20 protein-coding genes are annotated in these 22585 nt (G+C 34.8%); 9 read left to right on the top strand and 11 right to left on the bottom strand.

Annotation, left to right across the window (positions count from 1 at the left end):
* Window positions 1-5: 5 nt before the first annotated feature.
* The 3 genes from E0H99_RS00960 to E0H99_RS00950 are packed head-to-tail and all read right to left on the bottom strand — an operon-like array spanning window position 6 to window position 1991.
* Window positions 6-827, bottom strand: a complete 822-nt coding sequence (locus tag E0H99_RS00960) for an undecaprenyl-diphosphate phosphatase (RefSeq protein ID WP_131990386.1) — start codon at window positions 825-827, stop codon at window positions 6-8.
* Window positions 828-1070, bottom strand: a complete 243-nt coding sequence (locus E0H99_RS00955; protein WP_131990385.1) for a DUF3098 domain-containing protein — start codon at window positions 1068-1070, stop codon at window positions 828-830.
* A gap of 45 nt (window positions 1071-1115) precedes the next feature.
* Window positions 1116-1991, bottom strand: coding sequence for a cell division protein FtsX (locus tag E0H99_RS00950; protein WP_131990384.1), 876 nt, complete (start codon window positions 1989-1991; stop codon window positions 1116-1118).
* A 170-nt stretch (window positions 1992-2161) separates the two neighbouring features.
* On the opposite strand from E0H99_RS00950, the gene E0H99_RS00945 reads away from it, so the two are divergent.
* Both E0H99_RS00945 and E0H99_RS00940 read left to right on the top strand, forming a co-directional pair.
* On the top strand, window positions 2162-5188 hold the full coding sequence (locus E0H99_RS00945; protein WP_131990383.1) for a leucine--tRNA ligase: 3027 nt from the start codon (window positions 2162-2164) through the stop codon (window positions 5186-5188).
* 240 nt (window positions 5189-5428) lie between these two features.
* Window positions 5429-6115 carry a zinc metallopeptidase gene (locus tag E0H99_RS00940; RefSeq protein ID WP_131990382.1) on the top strand — a complete coding sequence of 229 codons (687 nt, stop codon included), beginning with the start codon at window positions 5429-5431 and terminating at the stop codon, window positions 6113-6115.
* Window positions 6116-6208: 93 nt separating this feature from the next.
* Here the strand turns inward: E0H99_RS00940 and E0H99_RS00935 are convergent, their stop codons facing one another.
* The 3 genes from E0H99_RS00935 to E0H99_RS00925 all read right to left on the bottom strand — a co-directional run bounded on the left by E0H99_RS00935 (window position 6209) and on the right by E0H99_RS00925 (window position 8280).
* Window positions 6209-6679 (bottom strand): Lrp/AsnC ligand binding domain-containing protein, encoded by a 471-nt coding sequence (locus tag E0H99_RS00935; RefSeq protein ID WP_073352582.1) that lies wholly within the window; start codon window positions 6677-6679, stop codon window positions 6209-6211.
* Between the two features lie 167 nt (window positions 6680-6846).
* On the bottom strand, window positions 6847-7596 hold the full coding sequence (locus E0H99_RS00930) for a uroporphyrinogen-III synthase (RefSeq protein WP_131990381.1): 750 nt from the start codon (window positions 7594-7596) through the stop codon (window positions 6847-6849).
* Window positions 7597-7608: 12 nt separating this feature from the next.
* The gene (locus E0H99_RS00925; RefSeq protein WP_131990380.1) at window positions 7609-8280 is read right to left on the bottom strand and encodes a DUF4271 domain-containing protein; all 672 of its coding nucleotides are present in this window, start codon (window positions 8278-8280) and stop codon (window positions 7609-7611) included.
* Between the two features lie 103 nt (window positions 8281-8383).
* Between E0H99_RS00925 and E0H99_RS00920 the strand changes: the two genes are divergently transcribed.
* The 3 genes from E0H99_RS00920 to E0H99_RS00910 are packed head-to-tail and all read left to right on the top strand — an operon-like array spanning window position 8384 to window position 10898.
* Entirely contained in the window at window positions 8384-9109 is a 726-nt protein-coding gene (locus E0H99_RS00920; protein WP_131990379.1) for a polyprenol monophosphomannose synthase, read from the top strand.
* Window positions 9110-9121: 12 nt separating this feature from the next.
* The gene (locus E0H99_RS00915) at window positions 9122-10462 is read left to right on the top strand and encodes a dihydroorotase (RefSeq protein ID WP_131990378.1); all 1341 of its coding nucleotides are present in this window, start codon (window positions 9122-9124) and stop codon (window positions 10460-10462) included.
* 10 nt (window positions 10463-10472) lie between these two features.
* Window positions 10473-10898: a DUF4296 domain-containing protein gene (locus tag E0H99_RS00910; RefSeq protein WP_131990377.1), complete on the top strand. Its 426-nt coding sequence runs from the start codon at window positions 10473-10475 to the stop codon at window positions 10896-10898.
* 9 nt (window positions 10899-10907) lie between these two features.
* On the opposite strand, the gene E0H99_RS00905 is transcribed toward E0H99_RS00910, so the two are convergent.
* Window positions 10908-11897 (bottom strand): NAD-dependent epimerase/dehydratase family protein, encoded by a 990-nt coding sequence (locus E0H99_RS00905; RefSeq protein ID WP_131990376.1) that lies wholly within the window; start codon window positions 11895-11897, stop codon window positions 10908-10910.
* Window positions 11898-11991: 94 nt separating this feature from the next.
* Between E0H99_RS00905 and tyrS the strand changes: the two genes are divergently transcribed.
* Window positions 11992-13284, top strand: coding sequence for a tyrosine--tRNA ligase (gene tyrS, locus E0H99_RS00900; protein ID WP_131990375.1), 1293 nt, complete (start codon window positions 11992-11994; stop codon window positions 13282-13284).
* A gap of 44 nt (window positions 13285-13328) precedes the next feature.
* Here the strand turns inward: tyrS and E0H99_RS00895 are convergent, their stop codons facing one another.
* From E0H99_RS00895 to E0H99_RS00880, 4 genes are all read right to left on the bottom strand, one after another.
* Window positions 13329-14309, bottom strand: a complete 981-nt coding sequence (locus E0H99_RS00895; protein ID WP_131990374.1) for an acyl transferase — start codon at window positions 14307-14309, stop codon at window positions 13329-13331.
* Window positions 14310-14457: 148 nt separating this feature from the next.
* Window positions 14458-14796 carry a T9SS type A sorting domain-containing protein gene (locus E0H99_RS00890; RefSeq protein ID WP_131990373.1) on the bottom strand — a complete coding sequence of 113 codons (339 nt, stop codon included), beginning with the start codon at window positions 14794-14796 and terminating at the stop codon, window positions 14458-14460.
* Between the two features lie 105 nt (window positions 14797-14901).
* Window positions 14902-16113 (bottom strand): hypothetical protein, encoded by a 1212-nt coding sequence (locus E0H99_RS00885; protein ID WP_131990372.1) that lies wholly within the window; start codon window positions 16111-16113, stop codon window positions 14902-14904.
* Between the two features lie 184 nt (window positions 16114-16297).
* Entirely contained in the window at window positions 16298-19078 is a 2781-nt protein-coding gene (locus E0H99_RS00880) for a TonB-dependent receptor (protein WP_131990371.1), read from the bottom strand.
* 177 nt (window positions 19079-19255) lie between these two features.
* Between E0H99_RS00880 and E0H99_RS00875 the strand changes: the two genes are divergently transcribed.
* The 3 genes from E0H99_RS00875 to E0H99_RS00865 all read left to right on the top strand — a co-directional run bounded on the left by E0H99_RS00875 (window position 19256) and on the right by E0H99_RS00865 (window position 22577).
* The gene (locus E0H99_RS00875) at window positions 19256-19939 is read left to right on the top strand and encodes a response regulator transcription factor (protein WP_131990370.1); all 684 of its coding nucleotides are present in this window, start codon (window positions 19256-19258) and stop codon (window positions 19937-19939) included.
* Window positions 19940-20995, top strand: a complete 1056-nt coding sequence (locus E0H99_RS00870) for a sensor histidine kinase (protein ID WP_131990369.1) — start codon at window positions 19940-19942, stop codon at window positions 20993-20995.
* Between the two features lie 319 nt (window positions 20996-21314).
* Window positions 21315-22577 (top strand): porin, encoded by a 1263-nt coding sequence (locus E0H99_RS00865; RefSeq protein WP_240723438.1) that lies wholly within the window; start codon window positions 21315-21317, stop codon window positions 22575-22577.
* Window positions 22578-22585 lie beyond the last annotated feature (8 nt).

The following is a 22585-nucleotide window of genomic DNA, read 5'->3' as shown; positions in this document are numbered from 1 at the left end:
GGGAATTATTTTAAGAATGAAAAGTAGATCAATAAAAACACGCCTACTATTATTCGGTACCATCCCCAAGGTTTGAAACCGTATTTTTTGATTATTTCAATGAAAAATTTAATAGCGATAATGGCAACGATAAAAGCAACAACATTTCCTATTAAGAATAATTGTATGTTTTCATTTGATTTTAAAATCAATTCGTAACCTTTCATTTGTGACGTTTCGTAGGTTTTCAAAAATACAGAGTAACACGTTACTGCCATCATCGTTGGGACCGCTAAAAAGAAAGAGAATTCTGCTGCAGCGTGACGCGTTAATCCTTGTTGCATACCGCCAATTATGGAAGCGGCAGAACGGCTTGTTCCCGGCATCATCGCTAAACATTGCCAAAAACCAATGGTTACTGCTTTTTTAATGGTGATGTCTTCTTCTTGAATAATCGTTGGACTTTGAAAACGACTGTCAATAAATAATAAAATGATTCCGCCTAAAATTAATACAATCGCAATAGGAATAGGATCTCCAAGAACTGCTTCAATCTTGTCATCGAATAATTTCCCTAAAACCAAAGCCGGAATTACGGCGCAAATAAGTTTAATATAAAAGTTGATTGCGACACTTTTTGAAGAGAAATCGAAAAATTTCTTCCAATACAAAGCGACAACAGCCAGAATGGCTCCAAATTGAATAGAAACTTGAAATAGTTTCACAAAATCATCCTCTTGAATTCCGAAATAAGAACTTAGAAAAACCATGTGAGCTGTTGAAGAAACAGGAAGATATTCTGTTAATCCTTCGATAACAGCAATTAAAAATGCTTGTAATGTATTCATTTATGCTTTTTTGGGATTCTTAAGAATGGCATAAATAGTAATTCCAAACCCGATTAAAACGGTAGTTGGTGCCAATCGAATTCTTCTGAAATTAAAGATATCTTCATTGAAAACATTTGGGTCATCACTTCCTCCGCCAGCCATTAGAATAAATCCTAAGGCAATTACTCCAATCCCAATTAATAAAATTTTATAATTTATTTTGTCAAAAAGAAATTCTGATTTCTGTTCGTTGTTTTTCATAAAGTCATTGCGAGGAACGAAGCAATCTTATCCTCATTATTTAAATTAATAAAGGTCGTCCGTTCTTAAATTCAAGAAACGTTGTGTTGCAAAATAAGTGCTTAACCAAGTAATCAATATTCCAATTCCTAAAACGGCTAATAATACCAATCCAATTAAAGCTTTATCGTCAAGTATGCCAAGATTTGGAAAGTTTGTTTCCACGTAAATCAAAACACCAATTAATGCAATAATGGCAAGTCCTGCACCAATCATTCCCAGTTTTATACTTCTAACTACAAATGGCTTTCTGATAAAAGCCTTGGTTGCACCTACCATTTGCATGGTTTTAATGATAAATCGGTTGGAGTGTATTGATAAACGCAACGAACTATTAATCAGTAATACGGCAATCATGGCTAAGAATCCGCTGATTACTAGAATCCACATACTTACTTTCTTGATGTTGTCATTTACTAGATTCACTAATTGCTTGTCATACACAATATCCGAAACCATAACGTTTTTGCGCAAGCGGGTTTCTATTTTTGCAATACTGTCCTTGATTACATAATCGGCTTTTAGGTGAATATCGTAAGAGTTTTGAAGTGGATTTTCACCAAGAAATTCCATAAAATCTTCTCCAATAATATCCGTATGTTGTTTTGCGGCAGCTTCTTTAGTTACATAATCGTATGATTTTGCAAAACGGCTCGATTTTAATTCAGTTCCAAAAGCCTTCAAAATACTGTCGTTAGCTTCGTTCTTGAAAAAAACGGTCATGGCAATATTTTCTTTGAAATCGTCCGCTAATTTTTTAGAATTTATAATAAAAAGACCCAACACACCCAATAGAAATAAAACCAAGAATACACTTAGCACTACTGAAAAATAAGAGGAAATTAATCTGCGTTTTTGAAATTTATCAAAGTTAGAACTCATAGTTTATTGAAATTATTGGGTAAAAATAATAAAGAATTTCTTTATTTAAAGTTAATAACGCTCAAAGTTTTAACTTTCGTACAATAAACGTAAATTTGCGACCTAAAAATAGTCATCGTGAGAAAGCCTTCAAGGCTTTGTCCCTTTGCAACTTTGCAACTTTTATAAAAATGAAATACAATCCGAACGAAATAGAGGCCAAATGGCAGAAATATTGGTTAGAAAACGAAACGTTTAAAGCCGAAAACAACTCAGAAAAACCTAAATATTACGTACTTGACATGTTTCCTTACCCATCTGGAGCGGGATTGCACGTAGGACATCCGCTGGGATACATCGCCTCTGATGTGTATTCAAGATACAAAAGACACCAAGGTTTTAACGTTTTGCACCCAATGGGCTATGACAGTTTTGGATTGCCTGCGGAACAATATGCGATTCAAACGGGGCAACGGCCTGAAGATACTACTTCGGTAAATATTGACGGAGGAACGGATAAAGAAGGGAATAAAATTGCCGGGTACAGAAAGCAATTGGATAAAATTGGATTCTCCTTCGATTGGAGTAGAGAAGTTCGCACTTCAAATCCCGATTATTACAAACATACGCAATGGATTTTTATCCAATTATTCAATTCTTGGTACAATAAAAATAGCGATAAAGCAGAAGATATTTCGACTTTGGTTTGCATTTTTTCAACGGAAGGAAATACGAATGTAAATGCAGTTTGCGATGAAAATATTGAAGCTTTTTCAGCAAATGAATGGAACGCTTTCGAAAAAGAACAGCAGGAGAAAATTTTGCTGCAATACAGATTGACTTATTTAGCCGAGACTGAGGTGAACTGGTGTCCGGGATTAGGAACCGTTTTGGCAAATGACGAAATCGTAAATGGTGTTTCAGAACGTGGCGGTTTTACGGTTGTTCGTAAAAAAATGACCCAATGGAGCATGCGAATTTCTGCTTATGCAGAACGTTTGTTACAAGGTTTGAATGCTATTGATTGGAGCGAAAGCATCAAGGAAAGCCAAAGAAACTGGATTGGAAAATCCGTTGGAGCAACGGTTTCTTTTAAAGTCGAAAGTCAAAAGTCAAATGTCGAAAGTGAGCAGCAATATATCGATGTGTTTACTACAAGACCTGATACCATTTTCGGAGTGACGTTTATGACATTGGCACCAGAACACGAATTGGTTTCACAAATAACCACTCCGGAACAAAAAGCGGAAGTGGAAACCTACATAGAAAAAACTTCAAAACGTTCCGAAAGGGAACGTATGGCTGATGTAAAAACCATTTCGGGAGTATTCACTGGAGCGTATGCTGAACATCCTTTTACCAAAGAACCAATTCCAGTTTGGATTGGGGATTATGTTTTGGCAGGTTACGGAACAGGCGCGGTTATGGCGGTTCCTTGTGGTGACGAAAGAGATTATGCCTTTGCGAATTTCTTTAAAGATCAAAACGGAATGCAGGAAGTCAAAAATATTTTTGATAAAGATATATCTGAAGCTGCTTTTGGAGCCAAAGAAGGTTTTCAATTGGTAGATTCTGATTTTCTAAATGGATTAGATTATAAAAAAGGGACTCAAAAAGTAATCGAGGAATTAGAAAAATTAAACCAAGGAAAAGGAAAAACGAATTACCGTTTGCGTGATGCTGTTTTCTCTCGCCAGCGGTATTGGGGAGAACCGTTTCCAGTATATTATGTGAATGGCTTGCCGCAAATGATTGATGCGAAACATTTGCCAATAATCCTTCCGGAAGTAGAGAAATACTTGCCAACCGAAGAAGGTTTGCCGCCTTTAGGAAATGCTTTGGTATGGGCTTGGGACAGTGTTCAGTGTTCAGTTGTTAGTACTCAGTTAGTAGATAACGCGACCATATTTCCTTTAGAATTGAACACGATGCCGGGTTGGGCGGGAAGTTCTTGGTACTGGATGCGTTATATGGATGCACACAATGAAAAGGAGTTTGCGAGCAAAGACGCACTTGCGTATTGGGAAAGTGTGGATTTATACATTGGCGGAAGCGAGCACGCCACCGGACATTTATTGTATTCTCGTTTTTGGAATAAATTCCTAAAAGACAAAGGTTTTGCGCCAACCGAAGAACCATTCAAGAAATTGATCAATCAAGGGATGATTTTGGGAATGAGTGCTTTTGTGTATGGTTTTGGAGTTGGTGTGAAAAATGTTAATCCTGATTTAGGGATTATTAAACCAAAGAGATATGTTATTTCTAGAACATCATATTTGAGTGCTATTAAAGGAGAATATGATGATGTTATTACGAATATTGTAGATAAAGAATTAGAGAAATATAAAGTTATTGGGAATGGAAATGTTGAGTGGGATTTAGAATTGACTGCCTTTACTCCAATTCATGTTGATGTTTCTCTAGTAAATTCTTCGGATGAATTAGATGTTGAGGCATTTAAAAATTGGAGGTCTGATTTTAAAGATTTTGAATTCATTTTGGATAAAGATAAATACATAGTTGGTCGTGAAATCGAAAAAATGTCGAAATCCAAATACAATGTGGTAACGCCAGATGATATTTGTAACGAATATGGAGCTGATACGTTGCGTTTGTATGAAATGTTCTTAGGGCCATTGGAACAAGCCAAGCCTTGGAACACGGCAGGAATTTCGGGAGTTTTTGGATTCTTGAAAAAACTGTGTCGTTTGTATTTTGACGATAATGGTTTGATTGTTACCAATGACGAACCAACAAAAGACAACTTAAAATCATTACACAAAACCATCAAAAAAGTAGCAGAAGATATTGAAGGTTTCTCTTTCAATACATCGGTTTCTCAGTTTATGATTTGCGTGAATGAATTGTCTGCGCAAAACTGTCATTCTCGTGCAGTTTTGGAGCCATTAGCAATTGTGATTTCGCCTTATGCGCCACACATCGCCGAAGAACTATGGTCATTGTTAGGAAATACAGGTTCTATTGCAACGGTTGATTTTCCAATATTCGAACCAGCACATTTGGTAGAAAGCAGCAAAGAATATCCGGTTTCTTTCAACGGAAAAATGCGTTTCACTATGGTTTTGCCTTTGGATTTAACCAAGGAACAAATCGAGGAAATCGTAATGAAAGACGAAAGAACCATCAAACAATTAGAAGGAAGAACGCCAAACAAGGTGATTATTGTTCCGGGAAAAATCATCAATTTGGTGGGATAGGTATCCATTCCTGTAGAGACGCACCGTAGAGACGCACTGCAGTGCGTCTCTACAACAACAGATATATAATCCAAATTCTAATTATTAGAATTTGGATTTTTTATTTTAATTCATAAAAATCCGCAAAAATCCGTTTCATCTGCGTTCCATTTTATGAATGCCAAATTGACATTGTAAAAAATTGGTTCAGATTTTGATGTTTCTTTTATAACTTTAAACAATAAATTAAAAAACAAAAATATGGGAATGGGTTATTTGATTCTTGCCGGAGCAATTATGCTTTTCAGCTGGTTAGTTAGTTCAAGACTAAAAAGCAAATTTGAACATTATTCTAAATTACAATTACAAAACGGAATGTCAGGCGCTGAAATCGCCGAAAAAATGCTCGCCGATAACGGAATTCGGGACGTGAGAGTGATCTCTACACCGGGACGTTTGACGGATCATTACAATCCAGTAGATAAAACTGTAAATCTAAGTGAGGCGGTTTACAACCAACGAAATGCGGCTGCGGCTGCTGTTGCGGCGCATGAATGTGGTCACGCCGTGCAACATGCTGTGGGATATCTATGGTTGACGATGCGTTCTAAATTAGTGCCGGTGGTGAATGTGGCCTCAACGTATATGCAGTGGATTTTGCTTGCGGGAATCTTGATGATGAAGACTTTTCCACAATTACTATTGGTAGGAATTATCATTTTTGCGGCAACCACTTTGTTTTCGATTGTTACTTTGCCAGTCGAATATGATGCAAGTAATCGTGCATTAGCTTGGTTAGAAAATAAAAGAATGCTGACGCAGCAAGAACAAGCAGGAGCCAAAGATTCCTTGAAATGGGCTGCCAGAACATATGTCGTGGCTGCTTTGGGATCTATTGCAACGCTGTTGTATTACGTTTCGATTTATATGGGAGGAAGAAGGAATTAGATTATTAGATCTTTAGAGGATTATAGAAAAAACCGTCTTGTGAAAACAAGGCGGTTTTTTTATCAAATAACCAATCAACGATTAACCAAAAAACTATAATTGAATCTGTCTGTCGATTTGTTGGTCTAAGGAAATAAAGGTTTCTGTTCTGGAAACACCTTCTATCGCTTGGATTTTTGTATTGAGCAATTGCATTAAATGTTCGTTATCGCGACAAATAATTTTTATCAGAATCGACCAGTTTCCTGTGGTGTAATGGCATTCCAATACTTCAGGAATTTTTTTTAAATCTCTTACTGCTTCTGGATTTCTGGCTGCTTTGTCCAAATAAATTCCAACAAAAGCCATCGTATTATAACCCAGGATTTTATTGTTTACCGTGAATTTTGATCCCGAAATAACGCCGGATTGCTCCAGTTTTCTCAAACGTTGATGAATTGCGGCACCTGAAATCCCTATTTTATTGGCGATTTGAAGAATTGGTTTTCGGGCATCTTCCATCAGGTCGCGTAAAATTTCTTTGTCGATACCGTCAATTTCTACTATTAGGGAATTAATTTTCATGAGTTGCTATTTTAAACTAAAATGTGAGATTTAGTTTTAATTGAAAATCAAAATTAAGTAAAAAACGATTACTAAAAAGAATATTGAGCTGTTTTTGTAATTTATGTCATAAAAAAAGCCATTCGGATTGCGAATGGCTTTTGTAATTGTATCTGAAAAGTAATTTTTTATTTTCCTTTATTTGCTTCAGCAATGTATTTTTCCAAAGCCATTGTCATTGAAGGAGTTGCTGGTGTTGGAGCGAGGATATCCACTCTTAAACCATGATCCAATGCTTCTTTTTGAGTAGTACTGCCAAAAACTGCAATTCGAGTATTATTTTGCTCGAAATCTGGGAAGTTCATAAACAATGATTTTATTCCGGTTGGGCTAAAGAAAGCCAAAACATCATAATATACATCGGCTAAATCGGATAAATCACTCATTACAGTTTTGTAAAAAACAGCTGGTGTCCAGTCTACTTTTAAAGCATTTAACGTTATTGGCGCATCGGCATTTAATTGGTCTGAAGCAGGCAATAAGAATTTTTCGTCTTTGTATTTTTTTATAAGCGGAGATAAATCAGCAAAATCTTTTGGTCCAACGTAGATTTTACGTTTTCTATACACTACGTATTTTTGCAGGTAAAAAGCAATAGCTTCTGATTGGCAGAAATATTTTAATCCTTCCGGAACTTTATAACGCATTTCGTCAGCCACTCTGAAAAAGTGATCTACAGCATTTTTACTCGTTAAAATAATAGCGGTGTAATGATTAAGATCAATTTTTTGAAGTCTAATCTCTTTTGCATTAACTCCTTCTACATGAATAAAAGGTCTGAAATCAATTTTTACTTTATGCTTTTGTTGAAGTTCAAAGTAAGGGGAATTCTCCACTTTAGGCTCAGGCTGTGACACCAAAATTGTTTTCACTTTCATATTTAACGGTTTCTAAGCACTCCCTTTTGTAAACCAATAATACATAAAATAATAGGGGGCTATTTCAAGAGCGCAAAGATATAAAATAAAATAAAACAACTTACCGAATATTATATTTTGATAATTTTTTATTGAAATCAAATAAGTCATAATATTGATTATCAGTACTATGGCTATAATTAGCAGTAGAATATTTCTTGAAAAGGAGTCGTAATAAAACAAAATAATATTGAACGGGAGTATGAATAGTCCAATATAGGTTCTGTAAGTCACCTTTTGGAGGTTAAACTGTTCCATAAATTCTTCAATATTGAATGAAGTAGCTATTATTTTCTCTATCAAATATTTTGATAAAATAAAGAACGCTAGGAAAGTAAATATTTGAATATAAAGAATCCAATCTGTTTTTGAGGCGTAACCAAAATAACTCAGCGCAATTTGAATGAAGAAAGCAAGCGAAATGACTTGGACAAAAAATAAAGAGATGGTGAAACCGCTTTTTAGGTGGCTGCTGTCTCTGTATACTTTGTTGTATTTGTTGGAAAAAATTAAATTGGCAAAATCACCGAATCTGTTTTCGAAAACGGATTTTGTAACAGCAATAATAGCAAATGACAGAACAAAAAGCACGGTTGCCCAGTCTTTGCTGTCAGTTATTCTTGGATGAAGTATATTTTCGATCATAACGCTGCAAAATTACTAATTTTTATATCATTCTTTTTATTATAATTTTATTAAGGATGAAATGGCATAAAAAGTTTACTTTTGCGGTGAAATTAGTCAAAATATGAATGATTGTATTGTTATAATTCCTACCTATAACGAAATTGAAAATATAGAAAGCATTATTCGATCGGTGTTTTCGCAGCATAAATCTTTTCATGTTCTTATTATTGATGATAATTCGCCGGATCATACTGCTGATAAGGTGGTTTTACTTCAATCTGAATTTGGAGGTAGATTGTTTTTGGAAAAAAGAGAAAAGAAATCGGGTCTGGGAACGGCTTATGTTCATGGATTTAGATGGGCATTGGAGCATAAATATGATTTCATTTTTGAAATGGACGCTGATTTTTCCCATAATCCAAATGATTTAGAGAAATTATACAATGCATGTCATTTTGGAGATGCCGATTTAGCGATTGGTTCACGCTACGTTACCGGAGTAAATGTGGTAAACTGGCCGTTGAGCCGAGTATTGATGTCCTATTTTGCATCGGTTTATGTACGAATGATTACCGGAATGAAGATTCATGATGCCACAGCGGGTTTTGTTTGTTACAAAAGACAAGTGCTCGAAGAGATCAACTTAGATAAGATAAAATTTGTTGGATACGCTTTTCAAATTGAAATGAAATACAGAACGTATTGTAAAAAATTTCAAATTACGGAGGTTCCCATCATTTTTACCGATAGAACAAAAGGGCAATCCAAAATGAGTAATTCAATAATTATTGAAGCTGTTTTTGGAGTTATTGCACTTAGATTAAAAAGATTAGTCAACACATTATAAGAAAAAGACAGGATGAACAGGGTTTTAATTAAGAATGCCAAAATTGTAAATGAAGGAGTGATTTTTGAGGGCGATGTATTAATTGAAAATGACTTAATTGTTGAGATTTCAGAAAGTATCAGTGCCAAATCCTCTCAATGTAAAATCATTGATGCCGAAGGAAATTATTTGATTCCGGGTGCAATTGATGATCAAGTGCATTTTAGAGAACCAGGGCTGACACACAAAGGAGACATAGAATCAGAATCCAGAGCGGCGGTTGCCGGTGGAATTACTTCCTATATCGAACAGCCCAACACAATTCCGAATGCGGTTACCCAAGAAATATTAGAGCAAAAATACGAGTTGGCCGCCCAAAAATCGTATGCGAATTATTCTTTTATGATGGGCGCAACCAATGATAACTTGGAAGAAGTTTTGAAAACAAATCCAAAGAATGTTGCCGGAATAAAAATATTTTTAGGTTCCTCAACAGGAAATATGTTGGTGGATAATGAAGCGACTCTAGAGAAAATATTTTCCAGTACACCGATGCTTATTGCGGTGCATTGTGAAGATGAAGCGACTATCAAAAATAATTTAGAGAAATACAAAGCTGAGTTTGGAGAGGATGTTCCTGTTACGGTTCATCACCTTATCCGAAGCGAGGAAGCGTGTTATATTTCGTCTTCCAAAGCGGTTGCACTGGCTAAGAAAACAGGGGCTCGCCTGCATATTTTTCATCTTTCGACTGCTAAAGAAATGGATTTGTTTACAAACAAAATCCCTTTGGAAGACAAGAAAATCACTGCCGAAGTTTGTGTGCATCATTTATGGTTTACCAATGATGATTATGCTACTAAAGGCAATCTCATAAAGTGGAATCCAGCTGTAAAAACGGCTAATGACAGAAAAGTGCTTTGGGAAGCATTGCTGGATGACAGAATTGATGTGATTGCAACGGATCATGCGCCACATACATTAGAAGAAAAAAAACAATCGTATTTGAATGCTCCTTCTGGCGGACCATTAGTGCAACATGCTGTTGTGGCTATGTTTGAAGCGCACCACCAAGGAAAAATAAGCATTGAAAAAATCGTGGAAAAAATGTGCCATAACCCGGCTAAAATTTTCAAAATAGAAAAACGTGGTTTTATCAAAGAAGGCTATTATGCGGATTTGGTAATTGTAAATTCAGGTTTGCCTTGGAGCGTAAAAAAAGAAAATATTTTGGCTAAATGTGGTTGGTCTCCATTTGAAGGTTTTACTTTTAAATCAAGAATTACCCATACTTTTGTAAACGGGCAATTGGTTTATACCGCTTTTAAAGTAAAAGATATTCGTGCAGGAAAACGTTTGTTATTCGAAAGATAAAATTTAATAAATGAGAAAAATCATAACATTTTTAACGATTATAACACTACTTGTAAGCTGTAAAGAAGAAGTGGTGAATAAGCCGGAACGTCTTATAGAAAAAGACGTTATGATAGATATTATGTATGATTTATCTGTTTTGGACGCCATAAAATATCAAAATCCGGCTTCTTTGGATACTTTTAAAATAAATTCGAGAGATTATATTTTTAAAAAATATAAAATTGACAGTGCCCAATTTGCTAAAAGCAATGTTTATTATGCATCTGATTATAATGAATATAAAATCATGTTTGAACAAATCAGCAAGCGATTGGAAACTAATAAAAAGAGCGTAGATTCTCTAGTCAAATTGCAAAAAAAGAAAAAGAATGCCATTATTAAAAAAAGAGCAAAGCAAGCTAAAATTGGCAGGGATACTACAAAAATAGAATAAGTAAAGAACTTAGAGATTAGAGATTTCTTTGATGTACTGATGAACATTTATAAAATCAGTTTTCAAGGTATCTTTAATCTTTTGGTTGGAATATATAGTTGTCGAATAGGATGACTTTGCAGTTGTTTGAGTCAGTTTTCTATTCTGTAGAAAAATATTCGAAACAAACCAATCCAATCTCCAAAGCATTTCCATAAAAAAGGGTTTTGCGTGAATTTCAGGTCTTTTTACACCCAAGGAATCGGCCATAGTATTCAGAATGTCACGGAAAACACTATTTTCTGCAATCAAGGTAAAGCGTTCGTTGTGAACTTCACTTTGCATTAATTGATGTGCGATTCGAACAACATCAGTAACGGCAACAAATCCTGTTGAGCCTAATGTATAAAATTTCAATCCGTTTTTTACTTTCGTAAAAAGTTGTCCACTTCCTTGTTCTCTAAAACCGGGTCCGAGAATAACGCCAGGATTTACAATTATTACATTTAAACCTTCTTGTTGTCCGCGCCAGATTTCCATTTCGGCACCATATTTAGAAATGGCATAATCATTATGTGGCTTCTCCGGATTCCATTCGGATTCTTCCGTGATGAATTTTTCATGAGGCAGTAAATCACCCAAAGTGGCAATAGAGCTTACAAAACACAGTTTTTTTATACCATAAGCAATGCAGAAATTCACAATATTTGCCGTGCCTTCAATGTTTGTTTTTCGCAATGCATCTTCGTCTTTTGGGTCAAAAGAAATCAAAGCGGCGCAATGGTAAACGGTGTCAATATTTTGAAAGGCAATTTCTAACGAAGGAACTTCGGTAATATCTGCGGGGATCCATTCGATTTGCTCAAACAGGGATTCCTTTTTATAGGTAGCGAATAGGGATTTGGTCTTTTCAATTGAAGCGACACTTCTATAAATAGCGCGTACTTTTTCTCCATTATCAATTAAATGAAGCAATAGATGTGCGCCTACTAAACCCGTTCCTCCTGTGACTAAAATCATGCTACGAAAATACGAATAATTTTTTTCGAATAACCTAATAAACAAATAACCGAATCCACAATAAATTTTATCTTTGTGCAAATTGATTAAAAAGATGAAGAATTTTATTGAAGAAGTGACTTGGAGAGGAATGCTCCACGATGTTATGCCCGGCACAGAAGAACATTTGATGGAACAAATGCGTGTGGCGTATGTGGGAATTGATCCAACTGCCGATTCATTGCATATAGGGCATTTAGTTGGCGTGATGTTATTGAAACATTTTCAACTATCTGGACACAAGCCATTAGCGTTAGTGGGTGGAGCAACAGGAATGATTGGTGATCCGTCAGGAAAATCGAATGAAAGAAATTTATTGGACGAAGCAACATTGCGTCACAATCAAGAAGCTATAAAAGGACAATTGTCCCGTTTTCTAGATTTTACTTCCGATGCGCCAAATGCGGCAGAGTTAGTGAATAATTACGAATGGATGAAGAACTTTTCTTTTCTGGATTTTATTCGTGATATTGGAAAGCACATCACAGTAAATTATATGATGTCAAAAGATTCAGTAAAGAAACGTTTGTCTTCTGAAGCTGCCGAAGGAATGTCATTTACGGAGTTCACGTACCAATTGGTTCAAGGATATGACTTTTTGCATTTGTACAGAGAAAAAAATTGTACGCTGCAAATGGGAGGAAGCGACCAGTGGGGAAATATCACCACAGGGACCGAATTAGTGCGCAGAATAGCCAGTGGAAAAGCATATGCGTTGACTTGTCCGTTGATTACAAAAGCGGATGGAACCAAATTTGGAAAATCAGAAGGTGGAAATATTTGGTTGGATGCAGCCAGAACATCGCCGTATAAATTTTACCAATATTGGTTGAATACTTCCGATGTTGATGCGGAAAAATACATTAAGATTTTTACTTTTTTATCAAAAGAAGAAATCGAAGTTTTAACCGAAAAACATAGAGAAGCACCACACTTGCGTTTGTTACAAAAACGTTTAGCCGAAGAAATTACGGTGATGGTACATTCAGCAGAAGATTTAGAAAATGCGATAAAAGCATCGAATATTTTGTTCGGGAATTCTACTTCGGATGATTTGAAACAATTGGATGAAGCGACTTTCTTAGATGTTTTTGATGGTGTTCCTCAAGCGGAAATTAGCAAAACCGAAATCGAAGCCGGACTTGATATTGTTGCTGTTTTGAATGAAAAAACAGGTTTTATGAAATCGAATGGTGAAGCAAGACGTGCTTTGACAGCTAACTCTATTTCTGTAAATAAAGAGAAAGTTGCCGAAGATTTTGTGCTTTCGACCAAAGATTTAATCAACAACCAGTTTGTGTTATTGCAAAGCGGAAAGAAAAATTATTTTGTAGTGAGAATTGTTTAATTGTTTGATTTGTTTAACCAAATAAACAAATTACCGAATAAACTTTAAAGAACCATCAAATTACAACCTCGAATATCAGAATTATCAAAACGTCCCAATACTTCAAAAGAGTTGTTGGGATTTTTTTTGCCCAAATCCTGCGTAGCAATAAACGAACAAGAATTAATGTTAGCCAAATCAATGATGTTGATTCCGCCCGTTTTTCCGTCTTGAATATAGGTCAAAGCATCTTCGGTGTCACGAACGAGGATTTGTATCCAAGAAGGGCATTCAAATACACCGTTTCCTAAAGAATAGGCTTGTGAAAGCAATTCGGTCATTCCATATTCAGAATGTATGGCAGAAACGCCAAATCCTTTACACAATTGTTCGTGTAATTCTTCCCGAATCATTTCTTTACGTTTGCCTTTCATGCCGCCGGTTTCCATGATAATAGTATGCTGCAGTTGGAACTGGTGGTTTTCAATTAAGTCCAATAAAGCGAAAGTGACGCCAATCAGAATGACATTTTGACCGGCTTGGTCTAAAGCTATGAGTTTGGCAATCAGTTCGTCATGATTGTGCAGGTAAAAACCACTTTCAGGATGATTGGATAATGCAATTAAATCCTTGACCATGTAAATTAAGGAAGAGCCTTCTCTTTCCAGATAGGATGGAAGCAAGGCTAAAACAACATAATCTTCAATGTTGCCATAAAATTCGGAAAATCCTTTGCGGTAACTTTCTTCATACAAGGTAACATCAGTAACCAAATGTTTGCTGGTAATCATTCCGGTTGTTCCGCTGCTGGTAAAGGTTTCTTGGATTGGATTGGTGTTAGAAACCACTTCATGACTCTTAAAGAACTGAATCGGTAAAAATGGAATTTGTTGTAAAGACTTTACTTTATGAGGATCTGTTTTCAAAAAATTACAAAACTCCTGATAGACCAAGTTGTTTTCGTATTGGAAACGAAACACTTTCAAGGCGATTTTCTCAAACTGTTTTTGACTGGAAATAGCAAATATATCGGAGGATGTAATCAAGAATTTTTTTTGCAAAAGTAATCAAAAATTCTAAGGGAAGCTCATTAACAAAATAGCAATAGTCTGTTTTTGGAATTCATTATATTAGAATTCTGTATAAAAAAAGCTCCAATGTGAATTGAAGCTTTTATATTTAAATCTTGACGTATTATCGTATAATTAATTTTCTGGTCGCAGATGCCTCTTTTTCATTAATCTTTATAATGTAGACACCTGAAGTAAGATTAGAGACATTAAGTTCTCTAGAACTAAGCATTGTTTGAAGCACTTTTTTTCCTAAAACATCAAAGATAATGATTTCTTTATCCAAGTCATTTTTTGAAGTAATGTAGACTTTGCCATTACTCACAGGGTTCGGGTACAAGCTTAAACCTTCAATTACGGCGGTTTCTTGTGTTTTTGGTTGTTGTTTAGTTTCTTGAGCACCAGCGCTCATAGAGAATAAAAAAACCAATAAGATGGTGATATAAAAGTAGTTTTTTGCCATTGGATTAGTTTGAATAGTAAATATACAAAAAATAATTCAAAAAGCGTACCAAAAAAAACATCCTGATTTCTCAGGATGTTTGATATAAATAAATGCGGGTGTTTTTTATAAATTCCCTAATAAATTAACGCCATCAACAATAGCCCATGCTCCAGGAGTCAATACTGCTCCAGATGCTGTTGTACTAGTGGTGAAGTTTGCAGGTAAAAATGAAACTGTGAAAGCTGTACCAGCGCCCCATTGAGCAGTATTAGTATCTGCAATTTTTACATTCAACATTTTTATTTTTCCAGTTGCAACTTGATTTGTATTTGTGTTAGCATCTTGTATTCTAACGGCAACTGCATTTATTGTTGTAGTTCCTGAAGTTGCAGTATTTGTGTATCCTGAAATTACTACATTAGTATATTCTCCGTTTCCTTCTTTTTTGAATTGGATTGCATCTATTTCAAGTGGGTTACCAGCTTCAGTTGCCGTACCGGCAGCTCTTCTTAAAGTAATGTTAGATACTTTTGGAAAAAAAGTATTGTTCACACTTTTTGCTTCGATTTCCATTCCAAAATTTCCAGCTCCAGTTTGATAAGCATACCAGTTAGTATTTGCTTGACCTTGCCATCCATCTTGCCAGTCAAAAGAATCATCAGTGTTTCCGTAAGAAATAAGGTTTTTAGCGCTTACAGTTCCTCCGTAAAATTCAAAACCATCATCAGCTCCTTTGTATGAAACCAGGTTTTCTAATACGGTACCAGAACCTACTGAGTAAAATGAGAAACCATTCATTTCAGAATTTCCGTCAAGGATTTTTTTACCTGCATATTCTACTCGTGCATATTTCAAAGAACCACCATTATGAGCAGCATTTGTACCACCGTAAACAATATTTGTTCCGTCTTCAGAAGTTGCAGTTGTAATAGGACTTCCGTCAGCTGCTTTTCCAGAAACGATAGGAGCATCACCAAACATGATTATTCCACCCCAAGAACCTGCAGTTTTAGATTTTTCAGTAAATACAACTGGTTCTGCTGCAGTTCCTGAAATATTTAATTTTCCGCCTTTTTCTACTAATAAAGCATCTGTACCGTCAGCTACATCAGCAGTGATAACTGAACCAGCCTCAAAAGTTAAAGTAGCATCATTTTTTACTCTAACAGTACCTTTAATAGTATAAACCCCTTTTGTATACGTTTTTGCTCCTGTGATATCTCCTGTGATTTCACCCGTTGCAGTAGGTGGAGTAGTTGCTACATCGTCATCACTTGAAGTACAACTTGTAAAAACCAAGCTCATTAATGCAAGACTGAATACTAATTTTTTCATTTTTAATGATTTTAAAATTATAAGTTTTTTTGTTAATTATTTATTTCAAAAGTACTCTAGGGCTTCTGAAATTTAGTTATGTAATTGTTATCAAAGTATTATATAACAATGAATTTGATGTAAAGTTTATGTTACTTATGTAAACAAAAAAAAGAGCCATGACAGCTCTTTTTTGTTGTTGTTTTTAAAACGTATATCCTATGTTAAAGGAGAATCCGACACCTTTTTTGAATTCTCTTAAAATTAGCGAGTCTTCTGTAATGTTTAAAGTGCTTTTGCTTCCCAGCTCTTTTTTATAGCTTGGATTTAATATGTTATCTACACCAAATTTAAGTTCAATGCTTTTTGAAATAGAGTTAGTCCAAATGAAATCTAATTTACTAAAAGATTTTTCGTAGATATGATCAATTCCTGAAGAACCTACAGCGAAAATACGATCTCCATAAACGTTATATACTAAGGTCATAGAGTTTTTCCAATCTTTATTAAGGATGAAATCATACTTTAAATCAGAATTAATTAACCAGCTTGAAGCTCCTTGCAGTTTACGATTTGTGCTGTTTTCTAATTCATTACCTTGTTTCTTAGTGTCAATTTTGACATCAGTACTCATTAATGATGTATTGAAACCTAAAGAGAAATTAGAAAGAGATTCGTTTATTCTGCTCAATTGGAAAAGCATTTCTATTTCGGCACCATAAATAACGGCTTGCTCTGAATTTTTGAAAGTTGTGATTTGACCACCGCTATTTGCAGTTGGTTTGAAAACTCTTTCTATTGGATCGTTAATCATTTTTCCAAATACTCCTACAGCAAATAATTCTTTATTGTTAGGGAATAATTCATATTTGAAATCTACATTATAGTTCTCGCTATCTTTTAAATCTGGGTTCCCGCTTTCTGAAGTTCCATCGGCATTGATGTAATTTATTGGTAACAACTCCATAGCAACTGGACGAGTTATTGTTTTTGCCAATGATACTCTCAAATTACTGTTTTCGTTCAAAATACGTTTCGCATTTATAGACGGCAGGATATCAAGCTTGTCATCTGTTTTTTTGCGGTAAGCACTTCCAAAAGGATCACCTTGCTGTCTGTATTTTATTTCACGAGTAGAACTTTCACCTCTAATTCCGGCATTTAAATCCCATTTTTCTCCAAGATTCATAAATAAATTGAAGTATCCCGCATTAACAAACTGATTCAATTTTACTTTATAATCTCCGTTAGACTCTTCCTGAACATAAACAATTCCGTTGTTGATGTCTTGGTTGATGTTTTGGCTAATAGTGCTTAAATCGGCAGTATAATTTTTCTCCAGATTTCTTCTTCCAGAGAAGAAACGGTAAGAAGATTCCATGTCGTTCAGCGAACTGTTGTATCCAATGGATAATTTATTAGAATCTTCGGTGTCTCCAAATTTTAAATTATATTCTAAAAGTGAAGAGTAATAGAAGTTTCCTTTTACATCAAGGAATTGACGGTTCAAGTTATTACCACCATAAGACATGTTTATTTGGCTATCATTTACTTTTACACCAGTGATAAATTTTCTGTCAGGTTGTTGAAAAGAAGTTTTTACATAAGAACCACCTGCTTTTAAGCTATGTTTTCCATCTTCGGTTAATTTATAATCTCCGTACAATTGCGTGTTCCAATAGTTAGATTCTTCGTATTGGTTCAATCTGATAAGATTATTTGTCTGATTTGCTAAGCTGTTTGTGTATCCTAACTGATCTTGAATTTTGCTTTCAGTCGCTTTAATCAAGAACGTATTGAAACTTAAATTAAAACGGTTTGTCTTGTATTTCAAACCTGCTAAACCAGAAAAAGTAGTTTGGTAGCTGTATTGTGTATTGTATAAATTATTGTCGTAGTTTCCTTGTCCAAGATTGAAAGTTCTGTCAACACCTTCTCTGTATGAGTATTTATTATCAAAATTGAATGACATGATATAACTAATATTTCTTTCTTTTTCAAGATTGAATTTTTGAGCATGTAAAAATCCAATGCTAGAATTCAAAGGACTTTTTGTGTTGTTAACATCCCATGATTTTTTACCAAATCCGTTTTCGTATTCAGCAGGAGAAAGCTTTTGTCCGCTTGGAACTGACCCAAAAATACCAGGAAGCGCTCTGTCATTACCAATCATTCCTAAAGATCCTTTAGTAGAATTTGCATCATCAGAAAGTAAGAAGTCTTGAAGGTTATTGTTAGTCGTATATCCAAAACCAATATTCAATTTAGTGATATTTTTTGGTTGAGGTGTTTCAATATTAACAGTTGCTCCAGCAAAATCCCCAGAAATATTAGGATTGAAAGTTTTGTAGATATTTAATACACCCACAACATCAGTAGGGAATAAATCCAACGGAATAATTTTTTTGAAAGGACTGTTTGATGGTGATTGTAAGTCGTTTATCAATAAGTTATTGTAACGGTCTTCTAGTCCTCTTATGAATAAACCTCTTCCGTCAACTTTAGTGATTCCGGTAATTTTTGTTAAGCCTTCCTCAACATCGCTAACTCCTTTACGGGCCATTTCTTGGGCACCGATACTTTGTTTAATTACGACGGCTTGTTTTTGGTCTAATAAAAGAGCCGTTTCCTTTTCTCTGCTGGCTGTATTTTTTATAACAACATCTTCTAGTTTGTAGCTTCCGGAACCTAACGCTTTGTTTATGGTTACAGTTTCATTAGCAACTACTGTTACAGGAATTTCTACAGATTCATAACCCACAAAACTAAGTTGTAAGGTATAGCTTCCAGATAGTATTGTTATGGTGTATTTACCATCAATATCAGTATTTGTTCCTATATTTGTTCCTTTAATAAGAACGTTGGCAAAAGGTAATGACTGATTATTAGCATCTTTGTCTGTTAAGATTCCAGAAATTGTTCCTTTATTCTGTGAAAAAGAAATAGCTGTTATTAATAACGTGAAAAATAGTAACTTGAATTTCATTTGGTTTTAATTTTTTTGCAAAGTAACGCCTGAAATGTAAAATGTAAGTTACTGACTTGTTATGGTTATGTTTTGTTTTGGGTCTCAATATCACCCCAATATTAAATTATGGTTAACACCATTTGAATATCCCATTTATTGTTACATTTACAATTCAAAAACAATTTTTTGCGCTTTATGAAGAAAAAAAACACGAAGATTCTATTAGTAGATGATGAGCCGGATATCTTAGAAATTGTAGGGTATAACCTTTCTCAAGAGGGATATCAAATCGTTACAGCAGCAAATGGGAGAGAGGCAATAGCGAAAGCTAAAAAAGAAATGCCAGACCTTATTATAATGGATGTAATGATGCCGGAAATGGATGGAATGGAAGCTTGTGAAGCTATTAGAAAGATTCCGGAACTCAGTAATGTAATCATCACTTTTTTGACAGCCAGAAGTGAAGATTATTCCCAAGTGGCAGGCTTTGACGCGGGTGCGGATGATTACATCACAAAGCCAATTAAACCTAAATTATTAGTCAGTAAAGTAAAAGCATTATTGCGCCGATTAAAAGAACAGGAACAGAACAGCGAAACACTTAACGTAGGCGGAATCGAAATAAATCGCGAAGAATACAAAATCGTTAAAGATAATATTGAAATCGCATTGCCCAGAAAAGAATTTGAATTATTCTATCTGCTTGCTTCAAAACCGGGGAAAGTATTCAAACGTGATGAGATCCTGGACAAAGTTTGGGGTAATGAAGTAGTTGTTGGTGGAAGAACGATTGATGTTCACATCAGAAAATTACGAGAAAAAATTGGAGAAGAATTGTTTAAAACAATAAAAGGAGTTGGCTATAAGTTTGAAGTATAAATGACAATAAATTTTAAAAAAACATATCGTTTTGCCGTAAAGTCAGCGCTTTATATTACTCTTTTTTCTACCGGATTAGTTGGTTTTCTGACCTATTTATTTTTCACCTTTTCGTATCGTTTTTGTTTGATTTTTGCAATTGCGATTGCTACTTTTTCATTTGTTGTAATACAATATCGAGTGGAGCGCTTTATCTATAAAAAGGTAAAAAAAATATACGATGATGTCTCTTTGTTAGAATCAAGCAGTTTCAGGAATCAGCCAATTACAACTGATATGGCAACACTAACACGTGAAGTAAAAAAGTTTGCCACCGATAAAAAGCTAGAAATCGAGACTTTAAAAGTTCGTGAAGAATATAGAAGAGAGTTTCTTGGGAATGTTTCCCACGAGCTCAAAACACCACTTTTTATGGTTCAGGGGTATTTGTCAACCCTGCTAGACGGAGCCATGAGCGATAAAACAATCCGAAAAAAATATTTAGAGCGTGCTGAAAAAGGAGTGGAAAGACTGATTTATATCGTACAAGATTTAGACATGATTTCTAAACTCGAAATTGGGGATTTGAACTTGGAAATTGCCGAATTTGACATTGTTAAATTAGTTCAAAATGTCTTTGATTTGCTCGAAATGAAAGCTTCCAAGAAAGATATTCTGTTGATGTTTGATATGAAATATAATAAGCCCGTTATGGTTGTTGGAGATCAGGAGAAAATCCAACAAGTAGTCATGAATCTTATTGTAAATTCAATCAAATACGGAAAATTAAAGGGGTCAACAGAAGTAAGCATCGAGGATTTGACTGATGAAAAAGTCATCGTTCGAATAACCGATAATGGCGAAGGAATTGATAAAAAAAATATCTCGAGAATTTTCGAACGTTTTTATAGAGTAGACAAAAGTGGCGCAAGAACCGAAGGTGGTTCCGGTTTGGGATTATCCATTGTAAAGCATATTATCGAAGCGCACAATGAGAAAATTTATGTAAACAGTAAATTTGGAATTGGATCTGAATTTTCTTTTACACTTGAAAAATCAAATAAACGCGGTAAATAATAGTAGAGTCAAATGTCATTTTAAAGTTAGGTAATTTTTAATATAACATGAAGGTTTTTGTTTGGTACAAAAAAGGTATATTTGTAACTGGTTAATAAACAATAGATTAATATTTATTCGTAACAATTTATTAACATTAGTTTTTAATTAAATTAACAATTGCGTAATGTTTAATTAACATTACGCAATCACCTTTGGGGTACTAAACAAACAACATTTAATCGTGAAAAAAATAGTATTAATTATTGCAAATATATTTGTAGTAAATCTAGCAGCTGCACAAGTTACTCCTGTTGTGGAAAGTTCTAAAAAAACGGAAATTCCTCAACAAACGGTTCCTTTAAATAAAGAAGAGTTTACTAAATCCATAGTTCATGTTTTGGACTCCATCAATAAAGTAAAGGATGCCCAAGAAAAAAGCAAGGAGAAAAAAGAACAATGGTATGATAAAATTTCAATACGTGGTTATGTACAGGTAAGGTACAACGGATTGTTTTCTACCAATGACAAAGTTTCCTGTGATCAATGTGATAGATCTTGGGGAACAACATCAACAGCCATTGATGCAAAATCGAATAACGGTCTTTTTATAAGAAGAGCTCGTATCGTATTTTCAGGGCAAATTCATCCTAATGTATATTTTTATATTCAACCGGACTTTGCAAGTTCGCCTTCCTCTAGTGTGAATAATAATAATTTTGTCCAACTAAGAGATGCGTATTTTGATTTATCATTTGACGCCAAGAGAGAGTACAGAGTCAGAATAGGACAAAGTAAAGTGCCTTTTGGATTTGAAAATTTGCAGTCAAGCCAAAACCGATTGACTTTAGATCGTAATGATGCTTTGAATAGTGCAGTGGCAAACGAAAGAGATCTAGGGGTGTTTTTTTATTGGGCTCCAAGTAAAATCAGAGATCGTTTTGCGATGCTGGTAAAAGATGGATATAAAGGTTCCGGAGATTATGGAGTATTCGCGTTTGGTGCCTATAACGGACAAACAGCTAACAGGTCGGAAGGAAATAGAAACTTGCATGTAGTGACAAGGGTAAGTTATCCTTTTGAAATTGGGAGTCAAATTATAGAGCCGGGCATACAAGCTTATACTGGGAAATGGGCTTTTTCTAATAATGAGCTTTCTACAGGAGTGACTACACCAAACAGGCAAAACACAATAGATCAAAGGGTTGCGGCTTCTTTTATTCTTTACCCAAAACCATTCGGGTTACAGGCAGAATATAATATTGGGAAAGGACCACGTTATGATAAAGTGACTAATACTGTAGAAGCTTCTGATTTAGAAGGCGGTTATGTAACCTTAAATTACAAATGGAATTTGCCTAAACAGCAATATATTTATCCTTTTGCCAAATTCCAATATTATGATGGCGGAAAGAAATTTGAGAAAGACGCCAGAAGTTATGTTGTAAGAGATTATGAACTTGGAATTGAATGGCAGCCTATTAAAGCATTTGAATTGGTAGCAGAATGGGTGATTGCTGATAGAACGTTTGAAGACAGTGCGCTTCCAAATAACAGACAAAAAGGTAATTTATTGCGATTACAGGCTCAGTTCAACTTTTAACAAATTGT

Source organism: Flavobacterium sp. GT3P67 (genome assembly GCF_004349155.1).
Classification (GTDB): domain Bacteria; phylum Bacteroidota; class Bacteroidia; order Flavobacteriales; family Flavobacteriaceae; genus Flavobacterium; species Flavobacterium ranwuense.
The sequence above is the reverse complement of the archived record's forward strand: the minus strand, read 5'-3'. Positions and strand labels throughout refer to the sequence as shown.